Source organism: Streptomyces sp. NPDC020489, from assembly GCF_044386545.1.
Classification (GTDB): domain Bacteria; phylum Actinomycetota; class Actinomycetes; order Streptomycetales; family Streptomycetaceae; genus Streptomyces.
Genome location: NZ_JBIRUZ010000011.1, coordinates 247825 through 270689 on the forward strand (window position 1 = coordinate 247825; position 22865 = coordinate 270689).

19 protein-coding genes are annotated in these 22865 nt (G+C 72.2%); 3 read left to right on the forward strand and 16 right to left on the reverse strand.

The window, feature by feature from the left end:
• Window positions 1-416: 416 nt before the first annotated feature.
• Window positions 417-1382 carry a 2-hydroxyacid dehydrogenase gene (locus ACH41F_RS28590; protein WP_398838069.1) on the reverse strand — a complete coding sequence of 322 codons (966 nt, stop codon included), beginning with the start codon at window positions 1380-1382 and terminating at the stop codon, window positions 417-419.
• A 78-nt stretch (window positions 1383-1460) separates the two neighbouring features.
• On the opposite strand from ACH41F_RS28590, the gene ACH41F_RS28595 reads away from it, so the two are divergent.
• Both ACH41F_RS28595 and ACH41F_RS28600 read left to right on the forward strand, forming a co-directional pair.
• The gene (locus ACH41F_RS28595) at window positions 1461-2459 is read left to right on the forward strand and encodes an aldo/keto reductase (protein WP_398838071.1); all 999 of its coding nucleotides are present in this window, start codon (window positions 1461-1463) and stop codon (window positions 2457-2459) included.
• A 331-nt stretch (window positions 2460-2790) separates the two neighbouring features.
• Window positions 2791-3942, forward strand: a complete 1152-nt coding sequence (locus ACH41F_RS28600; RefSeq protein WP_398838072.1) for a PQQ-dependent sugar dehydrogenase — start codon at window positions 2791-2793, stop codon at window positions 3940-3942.
• Window positions 3943-3969: 27 nt separating this feature from the next.
• Here ACH41F_RS28600 and ACH41F_RS28605 read toward each other — a convergent pair whose 3' ends face one another.
• The 7 genes from ACH41F_RS28605 to ACH41F_RS28635 all read right to left on the reverse strand — a co-directional run bounded on the left by ACH41F_RS28605 (window position 3970) and on the right by ACH41F_RS28635 (window position 11842).
• Window positions 3970-4152 carry a DUF6191 domain-containing protein gene (locus ACH41F_RS28605; protein WP_398838074.1) on the reverse strand — a complete coding sequence of 61 codons (183 nt, stop codon included), beginning with the start codon at window positions 4150-4152 and terminating at the stop codon, window positions 3970-3972.
• 96 nt (window positions 4153-4248) lie between these two features.
• The gene (locus ACH41F_RS28610) at window positions 4249-7302 is read right to left on the reverse strand and encodes an AAA family ATPase (protein ID WP_398838129.1); all 3054 of its coding nucleotides are present in this window, start codon (window positions 7300-7302) and stop codon (window positions 4249-4251) included.
• 260 nt (window positions 7303-7562) lie between these two features.
• Window positions 7563-7748, reverse strand: coding sequence for a hypothetical protein (locus ACH41F_RS28615; protein ID WP_391232578.1), 186 nt, complete (start codon window positions 7746-7748; stop codon window positions 7563-7565).
• Between the two features lie 195 nt (window positions 7749-7943).
• Window positions 7944-8534, reverse strand: a complete 591-nt coding sequence (locus ACH41F_RS28620; RefSeq protein ID WP_398838075.1) for a hypothetical protein — start codon at window positions 8532-8534, stop codon at window positions 7944-7946.
• Window positions 8535-8569: 35 nt separating this feature from the next.
• A complete protein-coding gene (locus ACH41F_RS28625; RefSeq protein WP_391232581.1) occupies window positions 8570-9142 on the reverse strand; it encodes a GNAT family N-acetyltransferase in 573 nt (190 codons plus the stop codon).
• Window positions 9120-11348: an MMPL family transporter gene (locus ACH41F_RS28630; RefSeq protein WP_398838077.1), complete on the reverse strand. Its 2229-nt coding sequence runs from the start codon at window positions 11346-11348 to the stop codon at window positions 9120-9122. The genes ACH41F_RS28625 and ACH41F_RS28630 overlap by 23 nt, the downstream gene beginning before the upstream one ends.
• 191 nt (window positions 11349-11539) lie before the next feature.
• Window positions 11540-11842 carry a hypothetical protein gene (locus ACH41F_RS28635; protein WP_391232585.1) on the reverse strand — a complete coding sequence of 101 codons (303 nt, stop codon included), beginning with the start codon at window positions 11840-11842 and terminating at the stop codon, window positions 11540-11542.
• 140 nt (window positions 11843-11982) lie between these two features.
• Between ACH41F_RS28635 and ACH41F_RS28640 the strand changes: the two genes are divergently transcribed.
• Window positions 11983-12786, forward strand: coding sequence for a methyltransferase domain-containing protein (locus tag ACH41F_RS28640; protein ID WP_391232586.1), 804 nt, complete (start codon window positions 11983-11985; stop codon window positions 12784-12786).
• A gap of 54 nt (window positions 12787-12840) precedes the next feature.
• Here the strand turns inward: ACH41F_RS28640 and gatB are convergent, their stop codons facing one another.
• The 8 genes from gatB to ACH41F_RS28680 form a co-directional block, all read right to left on the reverse strand.
• On the reverse strand, window positions 12841-14355 hold the full coding sequence (gene gatB, locus ACH41F_RS28645; RefSeq protein ID WP_398838078.1) for an Asp-tRNA(Asn)/Glu-tRNA(Gln) amidotransferase subunit GatB: 1515 nt from the start codon (window positions 14353-14355) through the stop codon (window positions 12841-12843).
• A 15-nt stretch (window positions 14356-14370) separates the two neighbouring features.
• Window positions 14371-14610 (reverse strand): hypothetical protein, encoded by a 240-nt coding sequence (locus ACH41F_RS28650; RefSeq protein WP_391232590.1) that lies wholly within the window; start codon window positions 14608-14610, stop codon window positions 14371-14373.
• A complete protein-coding gene (gene gatA, locus ACH41F_RS28655; protein ID WP_391232592.1) occupies window positions 14607-16100 on the reverse strand; it encodes an Asp-tRNA(Asn)/Glu-tRNA(Gln) amidotransferase subunit GatA in 1494 nt (497 codons plus the stop codon). The genes ACH41F_RS28650 and gatA overlap by 4 nt, the downstream gene beginning before the upstream one ends.
• 6 nt (window positions 16101-16106) lie before the next feature.
• Complete coding sequence (gene gatC / locus ACH41F_RS28660) at window positions 16107-16403, reverse strand: Asp-tRNA(Asn)/Glu-tRNA(Gln) amidotransferase subunit GatC (RefSeq protein ID WP_007384860.1); 297 nt, start codon at window positions 16401-16403, stop codon at window positions 16107-16109.
• A gap of 126 nt (window positions 16404-16529) precedes the next feature.
• The gene (locus tag ACH41F_RS28665; RefSeq protein WP_391232594.1) at window positions 16530-17021 is read right to left on the reverse strand and encodes a cupin domain-containing protein; all 492 of its coding nucleotides are present in this window, start codon (window positions 17019-17021) and stop codon (window positions 16530-16532) included.
• Window positions 17022-17092: 71 nt separating this feature from the next.
• A complete protein-coding gene (locus tag ACH41F_RS28670; RefSeq protein ID WP_398838080.1) occupies window positions 17093-19336 on the reverse strand; it encodes a putative bifunctional diguanylate cyclase/phosphodiesterase in 2244 nt (747 codons plus the stop codon).
• Between the two features lie 291 nt (window positions 19337-19627).
• A complete protein-coding gene (ligA, locus tag ACH41F_RS28675; RefSeq protein ID WP_398838082.1) occupies window positions 19628-21820 on the reverse strand; it encodes an NAD-dependent DNA ligase LigA in 2193 nt (730 codons plus the stop codon).
• 15 nt (window positions 21821-21835) lie between these two features.
• Window positions 21836-22843, reverse strand: a complete 1008-nt coding sequence (locus tag ACH41F_RS28680; RefSeq protein ID WP_391232599.1) for a methionine synthase — start codon at window positions 22841-22843, stop codon at window positions 21836-21838.
• Between the last annotated feature and the right edge of the window lie 22 nt (window positions 22844-22865).

Sequence of the window (22865 nt, forward strand, 5' to 3'; positions counted from 1 at the left end):
CGGGTCCTCCCGGTCCGCGCCGCTCCAGGGTCCCGGGCGTCCGGGGTCGCTGGATGCGCATGCCTCCTGCGGCTGTTGTGCCGGCGGTGGTGATGGCTGTGACGGCAGGTGTGGCTGCCGTGGTGACCGCGTCTGCGCGCGGCCGTGCGCCAGGGTCGCCGTCGGCGGCTTCGCCGCGTCGGATCGTTCGTCCATAGGCCGTGCATCGCCCGTCGCCCCCCTCACAGTCTGAAATGTCCATCCCCGGCGCCGAACGGTGCGCGGCGCAGCCCCTGTCGGGACGATACACCAGTCTCGTCACTCAGGGACATAGTTCCTCTACGCTCCGTGACCGCCCACGGGGATGCGGGCACGGACCGCGTCCGGGAGGTGGCGGACGGTGCCGGAAACGGATTGCGCGCCTCTCGCTCCGGGGCTCAGGCGTCGGCGGAACCCGTCGTGAGGATCACGTTGCGCAGGGGCTCCTGGTTCACGAAACGCCCCAACTGGTCCACCAGCAGCCGCTTTGCGCGCGGCAGGAACGCGGACGTCGGGCCGCCCACGTGCGGGGTGATGAGCACGCCCGACGCCTGCCACAACGGGTGCCCCGCGGGCAGCGGTTCGGGGTCGACGACGTCCAGTGCCGCCGTGATGCGGCCGCTCTCCAGTTCGGCGAGCAGCGCCTTGGTGTCGACCACGCCACCGCGCGCGACGTTCACCAGGAGGGCGCCGTCCTTCATCCGGGCCAGGAACTCGGCGTTCACCAGGCCCCGGGTGGTGTCGTTCAACGGCGTCGAGAGGATGACGACGTCCGCCTCGGGAAGCAGGGCGGGCAGGTCGGCGAGCGGGTGTACCGGTCCGCGCTCCGTGGTGCGCGCGGAGCGCGCGACGCGCACCACCCGCGCGACCTCGAACGGTACGAGCCGGTCCTCGATCGCGGCGCCGATGGCGCCGTAGCCGACGACGAGCACGCTCTTGTCGGCGAGTGCGGGGTGGAAGTCGCCCTGCCAGTGCTCCTGTTGCTGGGCGCGCACGAAGCCGGGGACGCCGCGCAGCGAGGCCAGCGTCAGGGTCAGGGCGAGTTCGGCGGTGCTCGCCTCGTGCACACCGCGCGCGTTGCACAGCGGTACGCCGGGGGCGACGTCGTCCAGCCGTGCGAGGACGTCGTCGACCCCGGCCGTGAGGGTCTGCACGAGCCGCAGGTTCGGCATCTCCCTGAGCGGGCGGACCTTCACGTCCTGTCGCTTCATGTAGGGCACCACGTACACGGCGCAGTCGGCCGGGTCGCCGGGGAAGGGCTGCCGCCCGTCCTCGCCGCCGTCCCAGAAAAGGTAGGTGGGCCCTTCGGGGAGCCCGGCGATCTCGTCCGGCGGGATAGGGAGCCACACGTCAGCAGCGGTCATGGGCATGAGGCTATGTCAGGCGTGTGAGGGCGCAGAGGTTAGGTTGTGGGGTGCCGGAAGAGGGAGGGTCACGAGCAGGTGGAGCGCAGGACGATCGGGGCGGCGGCGCTCTCGGTGGGGGAAGTCGGACTCGGGTGCATGCCGATGAGCTGGGCCTACAGCGGGTCGCGGCAGCGGGGCGAGGAGTCGGTCAGGGCCGTGCACCGGGCGCTGGATCTGGGCTCCACCCTGCTGGACACGGCCGACATGTACGGCCCGTTCACCAATGAGCTGCTGCTGGGGCGGGTCCTGAAGGAGCGGCGCCAGGACGCCTTCGTGTCGACGAAGGTGGGTCTGCTGGTCGGCGAGCAGCACATCGTGGCCAACGGCCGCCCCGGTTATGTGCGGCGGGCGTGCGACGCCTCCCTGCGGCGGTTGCAGACGGACGTGATCGACCTCTACCAGCTGCACCGCGCCGACCCCGAGGTCCCGGTCGAGGAGACCTGGGGCGCGATGGCGGACCTCGTACGGGCCGGGAAGGTGCGGTCGCTGGGCCTGTGCGCGGTGGGCGCGCGCGGTGGGCGCCGTTCCGGAGCCCGGCTGCACGACGCGACGATCCGCCAGCTCCAGCGCGTCCAGCAGGTCTTTCCGGTGAGCGCGGTGGAGGCGGAGCTGTCGGTCTGGTCCCCCGAGGCCCTGGAGGCGCTGCTGCCGTGGTGCGAGGCGCGCGGCATCGGCTTCCTGGCGGCGATGCCGCTGGGCAACGGCTTCCTGACCGGCACCCTCGTCCCCGGCGAGGGCTTCGAACCGGACGACGTCCGCGCCCGCCATCCCCGCTTCACCGCCGAGATGATGGCCGCCAACCAGCCCATCGTCGCCGGCCTGCGCCGCATCGCCGCCCGCCACGGCGACACCGTCACCCCGGCCCAGATCGCCCTCGCCTGGGTGCTCTCCCGCGGCCGGCACGTCGTCCCGATCCCGGGCGCCAAGCACGAGCGCTGGGTGACGGAGAACGCGGCCGCGACCGCGCTCCGCCTGTCCACGGAGGATCTGACGGAGGTGGCGGAGCTGCCGGGGGCGCGGGGGTCCTGGGACTGAGGCGGGGAACGGGGTCGGGGGACCTCAGGGGACCGAGGTGAGCGGCCAGGGCCCGGGGTCCGAGGCGGGGAGCCGGGGTCCGAGGCGGGAAGCCGGGGTCCGGGGCTAGGTGAGGGGACGGGGTCCGGGGCTCGCTGTCCAGGGCCCGGGGTCCGGGGGCTCGACGTTCCGTCGCGGGTCCTCGCGTCGCCTCCCCCGGACCGGGAACCCGGGTGCCGAGCGGCACCTCCCCGCATCGGGTCCCGGAGATCGGGAACCTGGGAGGCGCGAGCGGTGTAAGAACAGTAGAACTCGCCGCGTCGAAGGGACCGAGATCGTGCAACGTCGAGTGGTGACGGCCGTGTTGGCCGTGAGCACCCTCCTGCTGACGGCCGGCTGCTCGTCGGACGGCGGCCCGGGGGAAGGCCCCGCGACAGGCGGGACACCCCCCAGCAGTACGGCCGCCCCGTCCTCCCCCACCCGGCCGGCCGCCGAGGAGACACCGCCCGCGAAGGGCACCGCGAAGGTGCTCCGCACGGTCGCCACCGGTTTGGACACCCCGTGGGGCCTGGCCCCGCTGCCCGACGGCGACCTGCTGGTCTCCTCCCGTGACGAGGCGACGATCACCCGGGTCGACCCGGAGACGGGCAGGAAGACCGAACTGGGAGAGGTGCCCGGGGTCTCCCCCGCCGGCGAGGGCGGGCTCATGGGCCTCGCGCTGTCGCCGGACTACGCCTCGGACCACCTGGTCTACGCCTACTTCACCTCCGCCTCGGACAACCGCGTCGTGCGCATGCTGTACGAGGAGAAGAAGCCCGCCGGTGAACAGCTCGGCGCGCCCGACACCCTCTTCAAGGGCATCCCCAAGGGCTTCATCCACAACGGCGGCCGGATCGCCTTCGGCCCCGACAAGATGCTGTACGTGGGCACGGGCGAGAGCGGCAACACCGGTCTGTCCCAGGACGAGAAGTCCCTGGGCGGCAAGATCCTGCGGATGACCCCGGAGGGCGACCCCGCCCCGGGCAACCCGCTCCCGGAGTCCCCGGTGTACTCGCTCGGGCACCGCAATGTGCAGGGGCTGGCCTGGGACGCCCGACAGCGTCTGTTCGCCTCGGAGTTCGGCCAGGACACCTGGGACGAGCTGAACGCGATCAAGCCCGGCGACAACTACGGCTGGCCGGAGGCCGAGGGCAGGACGGACGACCAGGAGTTCCACAGCCCGGTGTCCCAGTGGGCGACGGACGACGCCTCCCCCAGCGGTATCGCGTACGCGGAGGGTTCGATATGGATGGCGGGCCTGAAGGGCCAACGTCTGTGGCGCGTCCCGCTGAAGGGCACGGAGGCCGCCGCCGACCCGCAGGCCTTCCTGGAGGGCGAGTACGGCCGCCTGCGCACGGTGGCGTCGGCGGGCGGCGACAAGCTGTGGCTGGTCACCAGCAACACGGACGGCCGGGGCGACCCCGGGAAGGACGACGACCGGATCCTGGAGGTGCGGGTGAGCTGACCGCGAGCGGCTCCGCCGCCGCCCCGGTCACCCCTCGGACGGCTCCTCGGCCGTCGGGGGCCGTACGACGACCTTGCCGGACGCCAGGTCTATCGGTCCGTGTCCGGGATCGCTGTCGCCGACGTCCTCCCGTGTCAGTTCCAGCCGGTTCTCTTCCTCCCGGGTGTGTTTGCGACCCGGCGCGAACAGTTCCTCAAAGGCGTTGAACACAGGATCTCCCTCGGCCGGCGTCTTTGACAGCGTAAGCCTGATGCCGCGCGGCCGGACGGTGAGCTTGTGCGTCCCCACCCTGGCGGGGCGGGGGCCTCACCCCGCCGTACGGCTGGTGAGGGGCTCGGACGGGAACAGCTCCAGCCGGTGCGCGACGGCCGCCGCCTCGCCCCGGCCCGCGACGCCGAGCTTGGCCAGGATGTTCGAGACATGGACGCTGGCCGTCTTCGGGGAGATGAACAGTTCCTCGGCTATCTGACGGTTGGTGCGGCCGGCGGAGACCAGGCGCAGCACATCGCGTTCCCGGCCGGTCAGGCCGAGGGCCTCGGCGGGATCGGCGGGCTCGTCGGGGGCCAGGGCCCGCTGCGGGGCGTGGGTCAGGATGAGGCGGGCCCGCTGGGCGAGGTGGGTGACGGAGTCGACCAGCGGTCGGGCGCCGAGATGGCGGGCGGCGGCCAGGGCGAGCCGGAGCAGCTCGGTGGCCCGGTCGCGTTCGTCCTCGCCGCCGGTGGTCAGGAGGGACTCGGCGAGGCGGTGGCGGACGAGGGCGAGGTCGTAGGGGCGGTCCAGAGTTTCGAAGGCTGCGGTCACCTCGGACCAGTCCTCGGGGTCACTGGTGCCCTCGGCGCGCAGGAGTTCGGCGCGGACCCAGCGCTCGTAGGCCTGCCAGACGGGGGCGTTGGTGGCCAGCGACCTGGCGGTCCGGCGGATGCGTTCGAGGAGTGCGGCGCGGCCGGGGGCGGCGGCGGGCAGGCCGAGGGCGTCGGCCTCCATGGTGGCGGCGGTCAGCAGCAGGGGCCAGGCGTAGCGCTGGGTGTCGGGCGGGAAGCCGGTGTCCATGGCGCGTTCGAGTTCGGCTCGGGCGTCCAGGAGGCGGCCCTCGCCGGCGGCGACGCCGATGGCGACGCGGGCGAGGGGGATCTCGTTCTGCGGCGGGCGGTCGTGGCTGCCGAAGTGGCCGCGGGAGGCGATCAGTTGCCGGCCGGCCTCGGCCAGGTCGCCCCGGGCAAGGGCGAGTTCGGCGCGCAGGAGGGCGTGGAAGCCGCTGGGCTTGGCGCTCTGTCCGGCGCGTCCCGCCTTGCTTGCTGCTTCGGCGGCCTCGTCCCAACGGCCCAGGCTGCACAGGGACTCGGCGAGGTTGCCCCAGGCCCAGGCCTCGCTCTCCGTCAGGCCGTACCGCCGGGTGTAGGCGAGGCCCTCCTCCAGGACGGGTACGGCGTCGGCGGAGCGTCCGACGGCTTCGAGGGCGTCCGGGAGGTTGACGTAGACGCGGGCGGCGACGGCGGAGAGGCCGCGTTCGACCGTCTGCCGCTTGACCTCCAGCATCTCGGCGAGGCCTGTCTCGATGTCACCGGCGTGGACCTTGAGGCTGCCGAGGGTGAGCCGGGCGTTCATCTCGATCTCGTCGGCGCCGAGCATGCGCGCGTACTCCACGGCGCGCTCGGCGGCGGAGAAGGCGTCCGGGCCGGGCACGTGGACCATGGACCAGTTGGCGACGTTGGCGAGGACCTCGGCGTGCACCTCGGAGGGCGGCAGACCGCGGACCAGGTCCTGGGCGGTGGCCAGTTCCTGCCAGCCGTCGCCGCGGGACAGGGCCGACACCAGCCGGGAGCGCTGGACCCAGAACCAGGCGCTGCGCAGCGGATCGCCCTCCTCCTCCAGGAGGTGCAGGGCGCGCTTGGTGATCTTCAGGGCGCGTTCCCGCTCGCCGCAGAGCCGGCCGGCGACGGCGGCCTCGGCCATCAGGTCGAGGTAGCGCAGCGGGGTGGTGGCGGGGTCGCAGCCGCAGGGCGGGTAGACCTCGGTGTAGTCGACGGGGCGCAGGGCGGCCCGGACGTCCTCGGGGGTGGTGTCCCACAGCTCCATCGCGCGTTCCAGGAGCCGCAGTTGTTCGGAGTAGGCGTGCCGGCGGCGGGCGGTGACGGAGGCGTCCAGGACGGCGGGCAGGGCCTTGGCGGTGTCGTGGGCGTGGTACCAGTAGGTGGCCAGGCGCATGACGCGGCTGTCGGCGGCCACGAGTGCGGGGTCGGCCTCCAGGGCCTCGGCGTAGCGGCGGTTGAGGCGGGAGCGTTCGCCGGGCAGCAGGTCGTCGCTGACGGCCTCGCGGACCAGGGAGTGGCGGAAGCGGTAGCCGTCCCCGTCGGGTGCGGCGGTGAGGATGTTGGCGTTGACCGCGGCCCGCAATGCCTCGATGAGGTCGTCCTCGGCGAGTCCCGCGACGGCGGCGAGCAGCCGGTACTCCACGGTGGAGCCGCCCTCGGCGACCACCCGGGCGACCCGCTGGGCGCTCTCGGGCAGTCCCTCGACGCGGACCAGGAGCAGGTCGCGCAGGGAGTCGGTGAGGCCGGCGCAGCAGCTGTCGTGGCCGGCGACGGCGAGTTCCTCCACGAAGAAGGCGTTGCCGTCGGAGCGTTCGAAGATGTCGTCGACCTGGGCGGGGTCGGGTTCGCAGGCGAGGATGCCGGCGATCTGGCGGCCGACCTCGGTGCGGTTGAGGCGGCCGAGTTCGAGGCGGCGGACGGTGCGCAGCCGGTCGAGTTCGGCGAGCAGGGGGCGCAGCGGGTGGCGGCGGTGGATGTCGTCGGCGCGGTAGGTGGCGAGGACGACGAGGCGGCCGGTGCGCAGGGTGCGGAAGAGGTAGGCGAGGAGGTGGCGGGTGGAGGCGTCGGCCCAGTGCAGGTCCTCCAGGGCGACGACGACCGTGCGGGCGGCGGCGACGCGTTCCAGGAGGCGGGCGGTGAGTTCGAAGAGGCGGCCCATGCTCTGTTCGTCGTGGCGTCCCGAGGGTGCCTCACCCAGTTCGGGCAGCAGCCGGGCCAGTTCCTCCTCCTGTCCGGCGGCCGCGGCGGCCATCTCCGCGGGCAGGTCGCGGCGCAGGGCGCGCAGGGCGGTGGAGAACGGGGCGAAGGGCAGCCCGTCGGCGCCGATCTCGACGCAGCCGCCGAGCACGACGAGCGCGCCCTCGGCGCCCGCGGCGGTGGCGAACTCCTCGACGAGCCGCGTCTTGCCGACGCCGGCCTCGCCACCGATGAGCAGTGCCTGGGGCTCGCCCTCGGCGGCTCGGGCGAGCGCGTCGCGCAGGGCGTTCAGCTCTTCGGTGCGGCCGACGAACACGGGACTCACGGACCTGGTCTGCACGGGCCCGAGCATCGCACGGGCGTCCGACAGGGCGGCACCGGTTTTCCCGTGCGCCGTGGTCACGGCCGCCTCCCTCGCACGCGGAACGGAAGCCTCCGGCGCGGCACCGCTCGACGCCGCCCCGGCGTGCGGGACGGCGTCGGTCGTGCGGTGGGCGCGGGAGGCGGTTGTGCCGGAGGCGGCTGTGCCGGGGTCCGGTTTCTCGTGTGGTCCGGTGATCGGGAGGACGGCCGCGGTCAGGTGACCTCTACGGCCGTCCTCCTTGCCCGGCGTCACGCGGCGCGCGGGAACCGGAGCCGCCAGGGGCGCCCGGTATGCGCCTCGCCCTCGGCCTCGTGGCGCAGTGCCGCGCGGCGGGCCGCTCGACGGCCGCGGATCGCCTCGCGGGCCAGCCGCTCCTGCGCGGCCTGACGGAGCAGTTCGGCGGAACGGAGCTGGGAGATCTCGTACTCGTACATGGTGTCCCCTGGGAGAGTCGGTTTCGTGCTTCGCTTTCTGCGATGCCTCTACCTTCGTCTCCCAGGCGGGTCCGCCACATCGGGAGAGTTCCGCATTGTGGGCCGCGCCAGGGGCCCGGGACACGCCTAAGGGGCCTCAGGACGCGGCATAAGGTGCTCCGCGCCGCCCTAAGGCCCCCCGGGATCGGCGGTGAGTCAGCTCGCCGACGGCAGACTGACCAGTACGTCGCTGTACTTGAGTACGGCGATCAGCAGCCCGATGACGCCGAGCGAGACGCCCGCCCAGGCGACCGACCTGGTCCAGCCGGCCTGCGGCTTGCCGGGCGCCCCGAAGGCGGGCCGGACCAGCACGAAGACGCCGATCAGCAGGGCGGCCAGGGCGAAGAACCCGGCGTACAGGGCCTGGACGTTCCAGACGTCGCCGTAGCCCTCCTTCAGCAGCGTCGCGACGCTGGAGTTCTGCGAGGAGTTCTGGAGCTGGCTGAGCAGGTTCTCCTTCTGCGCGGCCACCGAGCCGATCCAGCCGCCGGTGAGCGAGACGAGACCGAGCGCGGCGGACACGACGGCACCCGCGCCCTGGCCGACTCCGGAAGGACCCTCCTGCTCGTCGACGGCGGTCTCGTCGACGACGACGGTCTCGCCGTCCTGGAGGGCGTCGGCCCCGGCGTCGGCCTCCGGCACCCCGTCGGTGCCGGCGTCGCTCTTCGTGACGTCCACGTTCTCCTCATCGGTCGTCGCCGCGGGGCCTGTCTCGGCCCCGGTCTGGTCAGCAGTCCTGGTTCCCATACCTCGCACCGTACGGACGCAGTCTGAGAGGTCTCTTAATGATCGCTGTGGGCGGCACGCGCGCGTGCCTCACGCCATTCGGGCGCCAGCACCGACCACACCTCGAGGTCGTGCCGCACCCCACGATAGAGCTGGCCCTCGCGGCGGACGCCGTCGCGGGTCATGCCGAGCCGCCGGGCCACGTTCAGGCTCGGGGTGTTGCCGGCCGCGGCGACCCATTCGACGCGGTGGATACCGCGCCGCTCCACGGCGAAGTCGATGAGCACCCGCATCGCGCGCGTGACCAGGCCGCGCCCGGTACCGGCGGGTTCCAGCCAGCAGCCGACCTCGCAGGTGCCCTGCTCGGCGTCGAAGTTGAGGAAGAGCACCCCGCCCACCAGCCTCCCCTCCAGCCACAGACCGTGCAGGGAGCCGGTGTCGGCGGCGCGCATGTCGGCGTAGCGCTGAAGCACCTCGCGGGCGCCGGCGACGTCCTGTGCCCTGGAGCCGAAGGGGACGTACTGGTTGATGAACTCCCGCCCGCGGTCCAGGTGCGCGAGGAACTCCTCGGCGTGCCAGGGCTCCAGGGGCCGCAGCTCGACGTCGTCACCCAGCGATATCGCGTACATCCTCGTCCCGCTCCCTCTCCAGCTCCGCCACGACGTCGTCCAGCCTTTCACGGGCCGGGCGGCACTCGGGCGGCTCGATGCTGATGCGGGGCATCCGGCGGTCCAGCCAGCCCGGCAGCCACCAGTTGGCGCCGCCGAGCAGGTGCATGAGGGCGGGCACCAGCAGGGTGCGCAGCACGAAGGCGTCCAGGGCGACGGCGGCGGCGAGCGCGATCCCGAACATGGCGATCACGCGGTCGCCGCTGAGGACGAAGGCGAGGAAGACCGAGATCATGATGACCGCGGCGGAGTTGATGACCCGGCTGGTCTCGGCGAGGCCGACCCGTACGGCCCGCCGGTTGTCGCCGGTCTCCAGCCACTCCTCGTACATCCGGCTGACCAGGAAGACCTGGTAGTCCATGGAGAGCCCGAACAGGACGGACACCATGATCACGGGGAGGAAGGGTTCGATCGGTCCGGCGCGGCCGAGGCCGAGGAGCTCGCTCCCCCAGCCCCACTGGAAGACCGCGACGACGATCCCGAAGGCGGCGGCCACCGCGGCGACGTTCATCGCGGCGGCCTTCAGCGGGATGCCGACGGACCGGAAGGCGAGCAGGAGCAGCAGACAGCCCAGGCCGATGACGACCCCGACGAACAGGGGCAGCTTGTCGACGATGACCTCGGCGAAGTCGTCGTAGGAGGCCGTCACCCCGCCGACCTGGAGGTCGAGGGAGGTGCCGGTCTCGGCGCGCGGCAGCACCTCGGTGCGCAGCCGGTCGACGAGGTCGCTGGTGCGCTGGGACTGCGGGGACGAGGTCGGGACGATCGTGAAGTACCCGGTGTCGCCGCCGGTGTTGTAGGTCACCGGGGTGGCCGAGGCGACGCCCTCGGTGGTGCGGATGGTGGCGTCGAGGTTGTCGAGGAGCAGCTTGTCCTCGGCGCCGTCGACGTGGGTCACCAGGGTGAGGGGGCCGTTGACGCCGGGGCCGAAGCCGTCGGCGAGGAGGTCGTAGGCCTGGCGGGTGGTGGCGGACTCGGGGTTGTTGCCCTGGTCGGAGGTGCCGAGGTGGAGGCCCAGGGTGGGCAGGGCCAGGACGGTCATGACGACCAGCGCCACCGCGCCGAGCAACTTGGGGTGCCGTTCCACGAACGCCGACCAGCGGGCGGCGAGCCCCGTGGGCAGTTCGGGCTGGGGGCCGTGCTCGTCCAGGTGCCGCCGCTCGCGCCGGCTCAGTGCCCGCATGCCGATGAGGGAGAGCAGGGCCGGCAGCAAAGTGACGGAGGCCGCGACCGTGAGCACGACGGTGAGGGAGGCGGCGATCGCGACGCCGTTGAGGAAGCCGAGCCGGAGGATCAGCATCCCCAGCAGGGCGATGCACACCGTGGCACCCGCGAAGACGACGGCCCGTCCGGTGGTGGCGACGGCGTTGGTGACGGACTCGGCGACGCTCAGTCCGCGTTTCAGCCCGCGCCGGTGTCGGGTGACGATGAACAGGGCGTAGTCGATGCCGACGCCGAGACCGATCAGCATGCCGAGCATGGGCGCGAAGTCGGCGACGGTCATGGCGTGCCCGAGCAGCACGATCCCGGCGTAGGCGGTGCCGACGCCGACCAGCGCGGTGGCGATGGGCAGCAGCGAGGCGGCGAGCGAGCCGAAGGCGAGGAACAGCACGACCGCGGCGACGACCACCCCGACGGCCTCGGCCAGATGCCCGCCGCTCGACTCGGTGAGCGCGATCGCGCCGCCGCCCAGCTCCACCTGGAGCCCGTCGCCCTGGGCGGCCTTGGCCGCGGTGACCACGGCCTGCGCCTCGGCCTTGTCGATGTCGTCAGCCGGGGCGTCGAAGGTGACCGTGGCGTACGCGGTGCGGCCGTCCTCGCTGATCCGGGCGGCGCCCTGGTCGTCGTAGGGGCCGACGACGGTGGCCACGCCGGGCAGGTCGGCGATCTCGTCGAGGGTCCGGGTCATGGTCTGCTCGACGGTGGAGGCGCGGACGGTGCCGGAGGAGGTGTGCCAGACGACGGTGTCGCTGTCGCCGCCGAGTCCGGGGAAGCCGTCCTGGAGCAGCTGGGTGGCGCGGCCCGACTCGGTGCCGGGGACCTCGTAGTCGTTCGAGTACGCCGAGCCCGCGACGGCGGCGGCCGCGGTGACCCCGCCGAAGGCGAGGAGCCACAGCAGGACGGTGACGAGGCGGCGCTGGACACACCAGCGTGCGAGGGCTGCCACGAGTCGTGCTCCCGGGTGGATGTGTGGATCTTTGACCGGGAACAGTCGTCCATGGTGTGAACAGCCCGCAAAGAACGCATGAGCAAGGTGCAGACCACTCTTGCAGCCAAAAGTGATCGTTTATGCCGTTCGTGGGCTTGTTCACAGGAGTGGGAGGCAGATCACAGGACAGTAACGGCCCCTCTGTCATGTCAGTCGAACTGGTCGCCCAGCGCCATCACCATCACGCCCGCGATCAGCAGCCACAGGGCTCTACGGGTCCGGCCCCGGGAGCCGAGAAGCGCCGCCAGCGCGCAGACGGCGGCGCCGAGGCCGTAGGCGGCCGGGACCAGCGCGGGGGCGGCGTCGCTCAGCCGCAGCGCCGACGCGGCCAGACCGGCGAGGGCGAGCAGGGCGCCGGTGCCCGACGCCGTCCAGCGGGCCCGCCGGGCGTCCAGCTCCTGGTCGTCGTACTCCCCCTGTATGTCGGGCTCGGAATTCGCAGGACCGTTCATGGCGGGCGAGCGTAGCGTGTTCCGCTGAGAGAACCCGGGCCCGTCCGGCCCCCGACCGAAGCAGGTGCGTTGTTTGAGCGTCCGACCGAGCTCCGCCGTATCCCTTTCCGTCCTCCCGGACTCAAGGAGCCCGTTCACCGATGCCAGACATCACCCCGGGGACCTCGGATGAGGCCCTCACCCAGCGGCTGACCCACGCCCGCCACCCCCGCAGCAACACCTACGACGTCCGCTGGGTCATCGAGAACCAGATGGGCCCGAACGCGCTGTGGCTGCTGGAGTGGCTCGCGCCCGCGCTCGGCCTGGACACCCTGCGCCCCTGCGCCCGCGTCCTCGACCTCGGCTGCGGCCGGGCGATGACCTCGGTCTTCCTGGCCAGGGAGTACCACGCCCAGGTCACCGCGGCCGACCTGTGGATCACGCCGGACGAGAACGCGCGGCGCATCGCCGAGGCCGGTTTCGCCGACCGGGTGCTGCCCGTGCACGCCGAGGCGCACGACCTGCCGTTCGCCGAGGGCGGCTTCGACGCGATCGTGAGCGTCGACGCGTACCAGTACTTCGGCACCGCCGACCTCTATCTGCCCACCCTGACCCGGCTGTTGAAGCCGGGCGGGCGGATCGGGATCGTCGTGCCCGCGCTGCGCGAGGAGCCGGCGGGGACCGAACCGCCGGAGCACCTCAAGCCGTACTGGGACCCCGGTTACTGGGCGTTCCACTCCGCCGAGTGGTGGCGTCGCCACTGGACCCGCTCCGGGGCCGTGGAGGTCGAGGCCGCCGACTGGCAGGAGGACGGCTGGCGGGACTGGCTGCTGTGGTGCGAGGTGATCGCCGAGGAGAGCCCGGAGGAGTTCCACCGCACCATGGCGCGCGAGGTCGGCGAGATGGTGCGCGTCGACCAGGGCCGCTCGCTGGGGTTCGTACGGGTCGTCGGACGCCGTAAGTAGCACACGCCACGGCCCCGGAGGGGATTCCCTCCGGGGCCGTACGCGCGTGTGGGCTCAGCCCTCGCTGACGCCCAGCTTCTCCAGGATCAGCTCCTTGACGCGGGCCGCGTCGGCCTGACCGCGGGTCGCCTTCATGACCGCGCCGACCAGGGCGCCGGCCGCGGCGACCTTTCCGGAGCGGATCTTGTCGGCGATGCCCGGGTTGCCGGCGATGGCCTCGTCGACGGCGGTGCCCAGGGCGCCCTCGTCGGAGACGACCTTCAGACCGCGCTTCTCGACGACCTCGTCCGGGGTGCCCTCGCCCGCGAGGACGCCCTCGATGACCTGGCGGGCCAGCTTGTCGTTGAGGTCGCCCTTGGCGACGAGCTCGGTGACCCGGGCGACCTGCGCCGGGGTGATCGCCAGCTCGTCGAGCGCCTTGCCCGACTCGTTGGCGCTGCGGGCCAGTTCACCCATCCACCACTTGCGGGCGGAGGCCGCGTCGGCACCGGCGTCGATGGTGGCGACGATCAGGTCGAGGGCGCCGGCGTTGAGGATCGCCTGCATGTCGAGGGCCGTGATGCCCCACTCCGCGACCAGCCGGTTGCGGCGCACCAGCGGCAGCTCGGGCAGAGCCGCCCTGATCTCCTCGACCCACTCGCGCGAGGGGGCCACCGGGACGAGGTCCGGCTCGGGGAAGTACCGGTAGTCCTCGGCCTCCTCCTTGACGCGGCCCGAGGTCGTGGACCCCGTGTCCTCGTGGAAGTGCCGTGTCTCCTGGACGATCGTCCCACCGCTGTTCAGGACCGCGGCGTGCCGCTGGATCTCGAAGCGGGCGGCGCGCTCCACGGACCGCAGGGAGTTGACGTTCTTCGTCTCCGAGCGCGTGCCGAACTTCTGCGTGCCGTTCGGGCGCAGCGACAGGTTCACGTCGCAGCGCATCTGGCCCATCTCCATGCGGGCCTCGGAGACGCCGAGCGCCTTGATGACCTCGCGCAGCTCACGGACGTACGCCTTGGCGACCTCGGGGGCGCGCTCGCCGGCGCCCTCGATCGGCTTGGTGACGATCTCGATGAGCGGGATGCCGGCGCGGTTGTAGTCCAGCAGGGAGTGGGACGCGCCGTGGATGCGGCCGGTGGCGCCGCCCACGTGGGTCGACTTGCCGGTGTCCTCCTCCATGTGGGCGCGCTCGATCTCCACACGGAAGGTCTCCCCGTCCTCCAGCTGGACGTCGAGGTAACCGTTGAAGGCGATCGGCTCGTCGTACTGGGAGGTCTGGAAGTTCTTCGGCATGTCCGGATAGAAGTAGTTCTTCCGGGCGAAGCGGCACCACTCGGCGATCTCGCAATTCAGCGCGAGACCGATCTTGATCGCCGACTCCACGCCGGTCGCGTTGACGACCGGGAGCGCGCCGGGCAGGCCGAGGCAGACGGGACAGGTCTGCGTGTTGGCGTCCCGACCGAGTTCGGTCGAACAACCGCAGAACATCTTGGTCTTGGTGCCGAGTTCGACATGGACCTCGAGGCCCATGACGGGGTCGTACGACGCGAGTGCGTCCTCGTACGACACCAGGTCGGTCGTGGTGGTCACGGTGAAACTTCCCTCTCAGCCCAGCAGGACGTCGTCGTCGCCCAGCCGCTTCAGCTCGCGGTACAGGATGGCGAGGCCGGTGACGATCGCGACCGCGGAGACGGTGGCGTCGATCAGGACGAGCGTGTCCTTCTCGGCGCGGGCCTTCCTGAGCCGCTTGGCGACGCCGATCGCGCCGAACGCGGTTCCGGCGATGGACAGGTACGTACCGGACTTGGACTTCTTGAAGTCCTTGGCCTTGGTCAGCTTGCTCACAGCGACGGTGCCTCCTCCAGGAGCGGGTGCCCCCACTTTTCCACGAAGGCGGCCTCGACGGCGGCGCCGACCTTGTAGAGCCGGTCGTCCTTCAGGGCCGGGGCGATGATCTGGAGACCCACGGGCAGGTTGTCCTCGGGCGCCAGACCGCACGGCAGCGACATGGCCGCGTTGCCCGCCAGGTTGGTCGGGATGGTGCACAGGTCGGCGAGGTACATCGCCATCGGGTCGTCGGCGCGCTCGCCGATCGGGAAGGCGGTGGTGGGCGTCGTGGGCGACACGATCACGTCCACCTGCTCGAACGCCTTCTCGAAGTCGCGCGTGATGAGCGTGCGGACCTTCTGCGCGGACCCGTAGTAGGCGTCGTAGTACCCGCTCGACAGGGCGTACGTGCCGAGCATGATGCGGCGCTTGACCTCGGGGCCGAAGCCCGCCTCACGGGTGAGGGAGGTGACCTCCTCGGCCGAGTGGGTGCCGTCGTCGCCGGTCCGCCGGCCGTAGCGCAGGCCGTCGAAGCGGGCGAGGTTGGAGGAGCACTCGGACGGCGCGATCAGGTAGTACGCGGAGAGCGCCAGGTCGAAGGACGGGCAGTCCAGCTCGACGATCTCGGCGCCCAGCTCCTTGAGGAGGGCGACCGACTCGTCGAAGCGCTGGATGACACCGGCCTGGTAGCCCTCGCCGCGGAACTGCTTCACGACACCGACGCGCATCCCGGCGACGCTGCCGTTGCGGGCGGCCTCGACGACCGGCGGGACCGGGGCGTCGATGGAGGTGGAGTCGAGCGGGTCGTGCCCGGCGATGACCTCGTGCAGGAGCGCCGCGTCCAGGACCGTACGGGCGCAGGGCCCGCCCTGGTCGAGGGAGGAGGAGAAGGCGACCATGCCGTAGCGGGAGACCGCGCCGTACGTCGGCTTCACACCGACCGTGCCGGTGACGGCGGCCGGCTGGCGGATGGAGCCGCCGGTGTCGGTGCCGATGGCGAGGGGGGCCATGTGCGCGGCCAGCGCGGCGGAGGAGCCGCCGCCGGAACCGCCGGGGATGCGGGTGAGGTCCCAGGGGTTGCCGGTCGGGCCGTAGGCGCTGTTCTCCGTCGAGGACCCCATGGCGAACTCGTCCATGTTGGTCTTGCCGAGGATGACGACGTCGGCGGCCTTGAGGCGCTGGGTGAGGGTGGCGTCGTAGGGCGGGATCCAGCCCTCGAGGATCTTCGAGCCGACGGTCGTCGGGATGCCCTCGGTGGTGAAGATGTCCTTCAGCGCGAGGGGCACACCGGCGAGCGGGCCGAGCTTCTCGCCCCGCTCGCGCTTGGCGTCGACGGCGCGGGCCTGCGCGAGGGCGCCCTCGCGGTCGACGTGCAGGAAGGCGTGCACCTTCTCGTCGACGGCCTCGATACGGGCCAGGTGGGCCTCGGTGACCTGGACCGCGGTGAGCTCGCCTGAGGCGATCTTGGCGGCGGTCTCGGCGGCGGTGAGCTTGATGATGTCCGTCATGACTTCTTAGTCCTCCCCCAGGATCTGCGGCACCTTGAAACGCTGCTGCTCCTGGGCCGGGGCGCCGGAGAGCGCCTGCTCGGGGGTGAGCGACGGACGGACCTCGTCAGCCCGCATGACGTTCGTCAGCGGGAGCGGGTGCGAGGTCGGCGGTACGTCTTGGTCGGCGACCTCACTGACGCGTGCGACCGCGCCGATGATGTCGTCCAGCTGTCCCGCGAAGTGCTCGAGCTCTTCGGGCTTCAGCTCCAGACGCGCCAGCCGTGCGAGGTGGGCGACCTCCTCGCGCGTGATGCCAGGCATGCAGCGATCCTCTGGGTGAGTGCGTGTGGTTCGGGCGGGGCCGGCGCCGGGGCGGGCCCTGGCCGTGACGGCTGGCACCAATCCTATGGGGCGCCGCTGTGTGCCCGTGAAACGGTTTCCCCGGGATCAGTGCCGCCCGTCCCAGGTCTCGCTCCTGAGGAAGTGGTTGTCGTAGAGCTCCTGGACCTCCAGCAGGCTCTCCGGACCGGCCTCGCCGAGGCGGATGCGCTGGAGGTGGCGGAAGTACTCGAAGCGCTCGACGCCCGGGGTGATCACGATCAGCAGGTCGGCGGTGGCGCCGGGGACGGCGGCGAAGGCGTGGGGTCTGCCCGGCGGGACGATGACCAGGTCACCGGCCTCGGCGGTGACGACGTCGTCGCCGGAGAGGAGTTCCGCCGCGCCGTCGAGCAGGAAGAACATCTCGGCGGAGTGGCGGTGCAGATGCGGTTTCGCGCCGTCGGCCCCCTCGCCGAGGGTGACGCGCACGGTGGACAGCGCACCGCCGGACGCACTGCTGTCGGCCAGCAGCTTCACGGCCACGGGAGCGCCGCCGAGGGTCTCGGCCTCGGCGTCCCGCACGATCACGGACTCGTCGAACTTCGGTACGAACAGCGACATCTGTCATCCCCCTGGTGACCGGTGCGGACTCGGCGCTCACCACCAGGATCCCCGCAAGGCGCCTGCGGGTGCTACTCGTCGGCGGCGGCCGCCGGCAGCGCCGCCCTCGGCCGCTGCCACCCGCGCGAACCGCGCGCCCGCAGCCAGGCCGTCGCCTCCTCCGCGGGCATGGCGGCCGCGACCAGCCAGCCCTGTACGGCGTCACAGCCCAGGTCGCGCAGCCGCTCCCAGGTCTCGTCGTCCTCGACGCCCTCGGCGACGACGAGCAGGCCCAGCGAATGCGCGAGGTCGACCGTGCAGCGCACGATCGCGGCGTCCTCGGTGTCCACGGCCAGCCGGGCGACGAAGGAGCGGTCGATCTTCAGCTCGCTGACGGGCAGCCGCCGCAGATGGACCAGCGAGGAGTAGCCGGTCCCGAAGTCGTCGAGGGACATCTTCACGCCGTGCCCGGTCAGACCGGCGAGGGTGTCGGCGGCGCGCTGCGGGTCCTCCAGGAGCACGTGCTCGGTGATCTCCAGCTGGAGCGAGCCCGCGGGGACGCCGTGCCGGGCCAGCCGGGCGGCGACCGAGCCGGCGAAGCCGGGGGTGTGCACGTCGCGAGGGGAGACGTTCACGGCGACCGGGACGTACAGGCCCTGGGCCCGCCATACGGCCACCTGGGCGAGGGCGGTGTCCAGGACGTACTCGGTGAGGTGCGGCATCAGCCCGGAGGACTCGGCGATCGCGATGAACTCGTCCGGGGGGACCCTCCCGCGCTCCGGGTGCACCCAGCGCACCAGGGCCTCCAGGCCGGCCACCTGTCCGTCGAAGCGGACCTTGGGCTGGTAGTGCAGTTCGACCTCGTGCGCGTCCAGGGCCCGGCGCAGGTCGCCCAGGAGCCCGAGGCGGTCCGGGGTGTTGGAGTCCCGCTTGGACTCGTAGACCTCGACGCCCGTACGGTCCCGCTTCGCCTGATACATCGCCACGTCGGCCCGGCGCAGCAGCCCCTCGGCCTCCAGGGCGTGGTCGGGGAAGACGGCGACTCCGGCGCTGGCCTCCAGGACGAGGGTGAGTCCGTCCAGGTCGAGCGGTGAGCTGAGGGCCGCGACGAGGCTCCGGGCGACGCGGGTCGCGGACGTCGTGGAGTCGGCGACGGGGAGTAAGACGGCGAACTCGTCACCGCCGAGCCGCGCGGCCTCCGCCCCGCGCGGCAGGGCCCGCTGGAGCCGGTCAGCGATCTGGAGCAGCAGCCGGTCGCCGGCCAGGTGGCCCAGGGTGTCGTTGACCGAGCGGAAGCGGTCGAGGTCGATGAGCATCAGGGCGGACCGGGCGCCGATGCGCTCGGCGTCGTCCAGGGCGCTCCAGGTGCGTTCCAGCAGCCACTGCCGGTTGGGGAGCCCGGTCAGCGGGTCGCGCAGTTGCTCCTCCGCCCGGGCCCGCGCTATCCACAGGGTGGAGTCGAGGGCGATGAGCGGGATCGCGAACAGGGGCAGCAGCACCGGTTTGGCGACGGCGACGACGCAGACCAGCGGTGCGATACCGAGCAGCGCGACCGCGACCAGGCCCTGTCTGACCAGGGCGGTACGGGCGACGGTGGGCACCGCGCCGGTGCGCGGCGCGTGCAGGTGCCACAGCAGGGTGCGGGTGACCGCGAGATAGGCGACCGCGACGAGGATCACCTCGGGGGCGGTGTAGAGCGTCCAGCTGTCCGGGTTCCAGGGGGTCTCGACCGACGGGACACGGCCGAAGGCGGCCAGCACCAGGGCGCCGGCGCCGATGCCGAGGGTGTCCACCGCGCCGTGCAGGACGCCCTGCCGCCAGCGGTGGCGCCTGGCGGTGCCGACCAGGACGACGACGGTGAGGCTGACCATGCCGGCCGGCACCCAGCCGTACAGCACCAGCACCGCGAGGGTGAGGGCGGCGCCCGAGCCGGTGCCGCCCCACCAGCGGGCGCGGCCGAGCGCGACCAGGTGGCCGACGATGACGCCGGTCAGCACGGCCAGGGACCAGCCGACGGTGCCGGAGGGGAAGAGCGCCTGGCTGCCGGTGAAGGCCCGGTAGAAGCCGGCGCCGAGGACGAACCCGGCGACCGCGACGACCGCCGTGGGCAGGGCGGGCCAGGACAGGTGCCGCTCGGGTCCGACGCCCGGGATGCCGGAGGCGTGCTCGGCGGTGAGCGGGGCGGGCGGGCGTTCGTCCACGGCGGTGTACGGTCCGGCGACGCGCGCCTCCTCGCCCGGACGTGTCACGGCGCCCGGCGCGCGCCGGCTCCCCCGCCAGGCGCCGGTCATCCGGCGCAGCCGTGAGTCCGGGGCGGCGCTCTCGGTCGGTTCCATTCCCGTCCCTCTCACAGCCGGCGGTGCCCACGCCACACGGCCCGTTGCCCGACACACCCGCTGCGGCGCCGCGTTGGAAAACCCTTCCCCCTGCTCCTGAGGAGCAAAGGGATGCCCCCACCGCAGCTGGGCACGGCAGGCGCACATCTCAACAGTAGGCCGCAGAAGGCTTCCACGGGCAGCGGTCGTCGCCGGTTGCCCGAATGCGCCCCGGCCACCCGTATGCCTCTGGTATGCGCCGATCGGGTGGCCTTCAACCGCGGCTCCGCCTGTTCGTCGACTGCTTCTCGCCTACTCCTCGACCGCCAGCGCGACGTCGGCGGCGGCCTCGGGGCCCCGCTCCAGCAGGACGTCGAACCCGTCCTCGTTCAGAACGGGCACCTTGAGCTGCATCGCCTTGTCGTACTTCGAGCCAGGATTGTCACCCACAACGACGAAAGACGTCTTCTTCGAAACCGAACCGGTCACTTTCGCCCCCCTGCTTTGCAGGGCCGCCTTGGCACCGTCGCGGGTGTAGCGCTCCAGGGTGCCGGTGACGACGACCGTGAGGCCTTCGAGCGGACGCGGGCCCTCGTCCTCGCCCCCGGCCTCCTCCTCCATCCGCACGCCGGCGGCCCGCCACTTGCGGAGGATCTCCTGGTGCCACTCCTCGGCGAACCACTCCTTGAGCGACTTCGCGATGATCCCGCCGACGCCGTCGGTGCCGGCCAGCTCCTCCTCCGTCGCCTGCTCGATCCGCTCGATCGAGCGGAACTCACGGGCCAGCGCCTCGGCCGCGACCGGACCGACGTGCCGGATCGACAGCCCGGTCAGGACACGGGCGAGCGGGCGCTCCTTGGCCGCGGCGATGTTCTCCAGCATCGCGACCGCGTTCTTCTTCGGCTCGCCCTGCTGGTTGGCGAAGACCGTGGCGATCTTCTCCTCGCCGGTCTTCGGGTCGCGCTTGGGCAGTCCGCTGTCCTGGTCGAGGACGTACGCCTTGATGGGGAGCAGCTGCTCGATGGTCAGGTCGAACAGGTCGCCCTCGTCCTTCAGCGGCGGCTCGGCGGGCTCCAGCGGCTTGGTGAGGGCCGCCGCGGCGACGTACCCGAAGTGCTCGATGTCCAGCGCCTTGCGGCCGGCGAGGTAGAACAGTCGCTCGCGCAACTGGGCGGGGCAGCCCTGCCCGTTGGGGCAGCGCAGATCGACGTCGCCCTCCTTCATCGGCCGCAGCGCCGTGCCGCACTCGGGGCACTCGCTCGGCATCACGAACTCGCGCTCGTCGCCGTCCCGCAGGTCCACGACCGGACCGAGGATCTCGGGGATGACGTCACCGGCCTTGCGGATCACTACCGTGTCGCCGATCAGGACGCCCTTGGCCTTGACGACGTCCTGGTTGTGCAGGGTGGCGAACTCCACCTCCGAGCCCGCGACCGTGACGGGTTCGACCTGGGCGTAGGGAGTCACCCGGCCCGTACGGCCCACGCCCACGCGGATGTTGATGAGCTTGGTGTTGACCTCTTCGGGCGCGTACTTGTACGCGATCGCCCAGCGCGGCGCGCGGGAGGTGGAGCCGAGGCGTCCCTGGAGCGGGATCTCGTCCAGCTTGACGACCGCACCGTCGATCTCGTGCGCCACCGAGTGCCGGTGCTCACCGTAGTACGCGATGAACTCCCGTACCCCGTCGAGGTCGTCGACGACCCTGTTGTGCTGGGCGGTGGGCAGGCCCCACTCCTTGAGCAGGTCGTAGGCCTGGGACAGACGGGTCATGCCGTCGAAGCCCTCCAGCGCGCCGATGCCGTGGACGACCATGTGCAGGGGCAGGGTCGCGGTGACCTTCGGGTCCTTCTGCCGCAGCGAACCCGAGGCGGAGTTGCGGGGGTTGGCGTACGGCTTCTCACCGGCCGCCAGGCGGCGGGCGTTGAGGCCCTCGAAGGCCTCCATCGGGAAGTAGACCTCGCCGCGGATCTCGACGAGGCTCGGCACCCGGTCCCCCTTCAACCGGTGCGGGATCTCGGCGATCGTCATCACGTTGGGCGTGATGTCCTCACCGATCCGGCCGGTGCCCCGGGTGGCCGCGCGGGTGAGCCGGCCGTTCTCGTAGGTCAGGTTCACCGCCAGGCCGTCGATCTTGAGCTCGCACAGGAAGTGGTGGTCGGAGGTACCGACGTCCTTGTGCACGCGCTCGGCCCATGCGGCGAGCCCCGCGTCGTCGAAGACGTTGTCGAGCGACAACATGCGTTCGCGGTGCTCGACCTTGGCGAGGTCGGTCTCGAACTCGACGGCGACCTTCTGCGTCGGCGAGTCCGGTGTGCGCAGCTCGCTGTACTCCTCCTCCAGCGCCTCGAGCGACCGCAGGAGCTGGTCGAACTCCGCGTCGCTGACGACCGGAGCGTCCTGCACGTAGTACCGGAAGCGGTGCTCCTCGATCTGCTCAGCGAGCTTCGCGTGCTGCTCCCGTGCCTCTGCGGGCACCGTCGTCTCCGCTTGCTTGTCGCCGGCCACCGTGTGGTCCTCCCGTTACTCTGGGTTGTCCGCGAGGGATCTCGCCGCCTGGGCGCAGTGGGCGAGGGCCTCCCGCGCGTAGCTCGGGGAGGCGCCCGCGAGCCCGCACGCCGGAGTGATCGTGACCGCCTCCGCGAGAAGCCCGGGATGCAGCCCCAACCTGCGCCACAGCGTCCTGACACCCATGACGCTACCGGCAGGGTCCGACAATGCCGTGTCCGTGCCGGGTACGACACCGGTGAAGAGCCGGGTGCCGCTCTCGACCGCCTCCCCGATCGCGTCGTCGTCACGCTCGGTGAGCAGGCCGAGGTCGAAGGAGACGGCCGCCGCGCCCGCCCTGCGCAGCAGCGCGAACGGGACGTCCGGTGCGCACGAGTGGACCACGACGGGTCCGTCGGCGTGAACCCCGACGACGTCGCGGAGGGTCGACTCGACGACCTGCCGGTCGACGGCCCGGTGGGTGCGGTAGCCGCTCGCGGTCCTCACCCGGCCCCGCAGGACCGCGGTCAGCGAGGGTTCGTCGAGCTGGAGGACGAGCCGGGCACCGGGAATGCGGCGTTGCACCTCGGCGAGGTGCTCGCGCAGCCCCTCGGTGAGGGAGGCGGCCAGGTCGCTGCAGGCGCCGGGGTCACCGAGGGCGGCCTCGCCGTTCCTGAGCTCCAGCGCGGCGGCGAGGGTCCAGGGACCGACGGCCTGCACCTTGAGCGGGCCCTCGTAGCCCTGCGTGAACTCCTCCAGTGCGTCCAGGTCCTCATTGAGCCAGGACCGGGCGCGCTTGGTGTCCCGGCCGGGCCGGTCCCCGATCCGCCAGCCGCTGGGCTCCACGCGCGCGTAGACCTCGACGAGCATCCCGGCGGTCCGCCCGATCATGTCCGCGCCGGGTCCGCGCGCGGGCAGCTCGGGCAGGAACGGGAAGTCCTCGAAGGACCCGGTGGCCGTCCTGGCGGCCTCCCTGGCGTCACCGCCGGGCAGGGAGCCGATGCCGGTGGCGGGGGCGAAGGTGAACTGACTGTCTGCACTCACCGGGACAGCGTATGCAACCCTC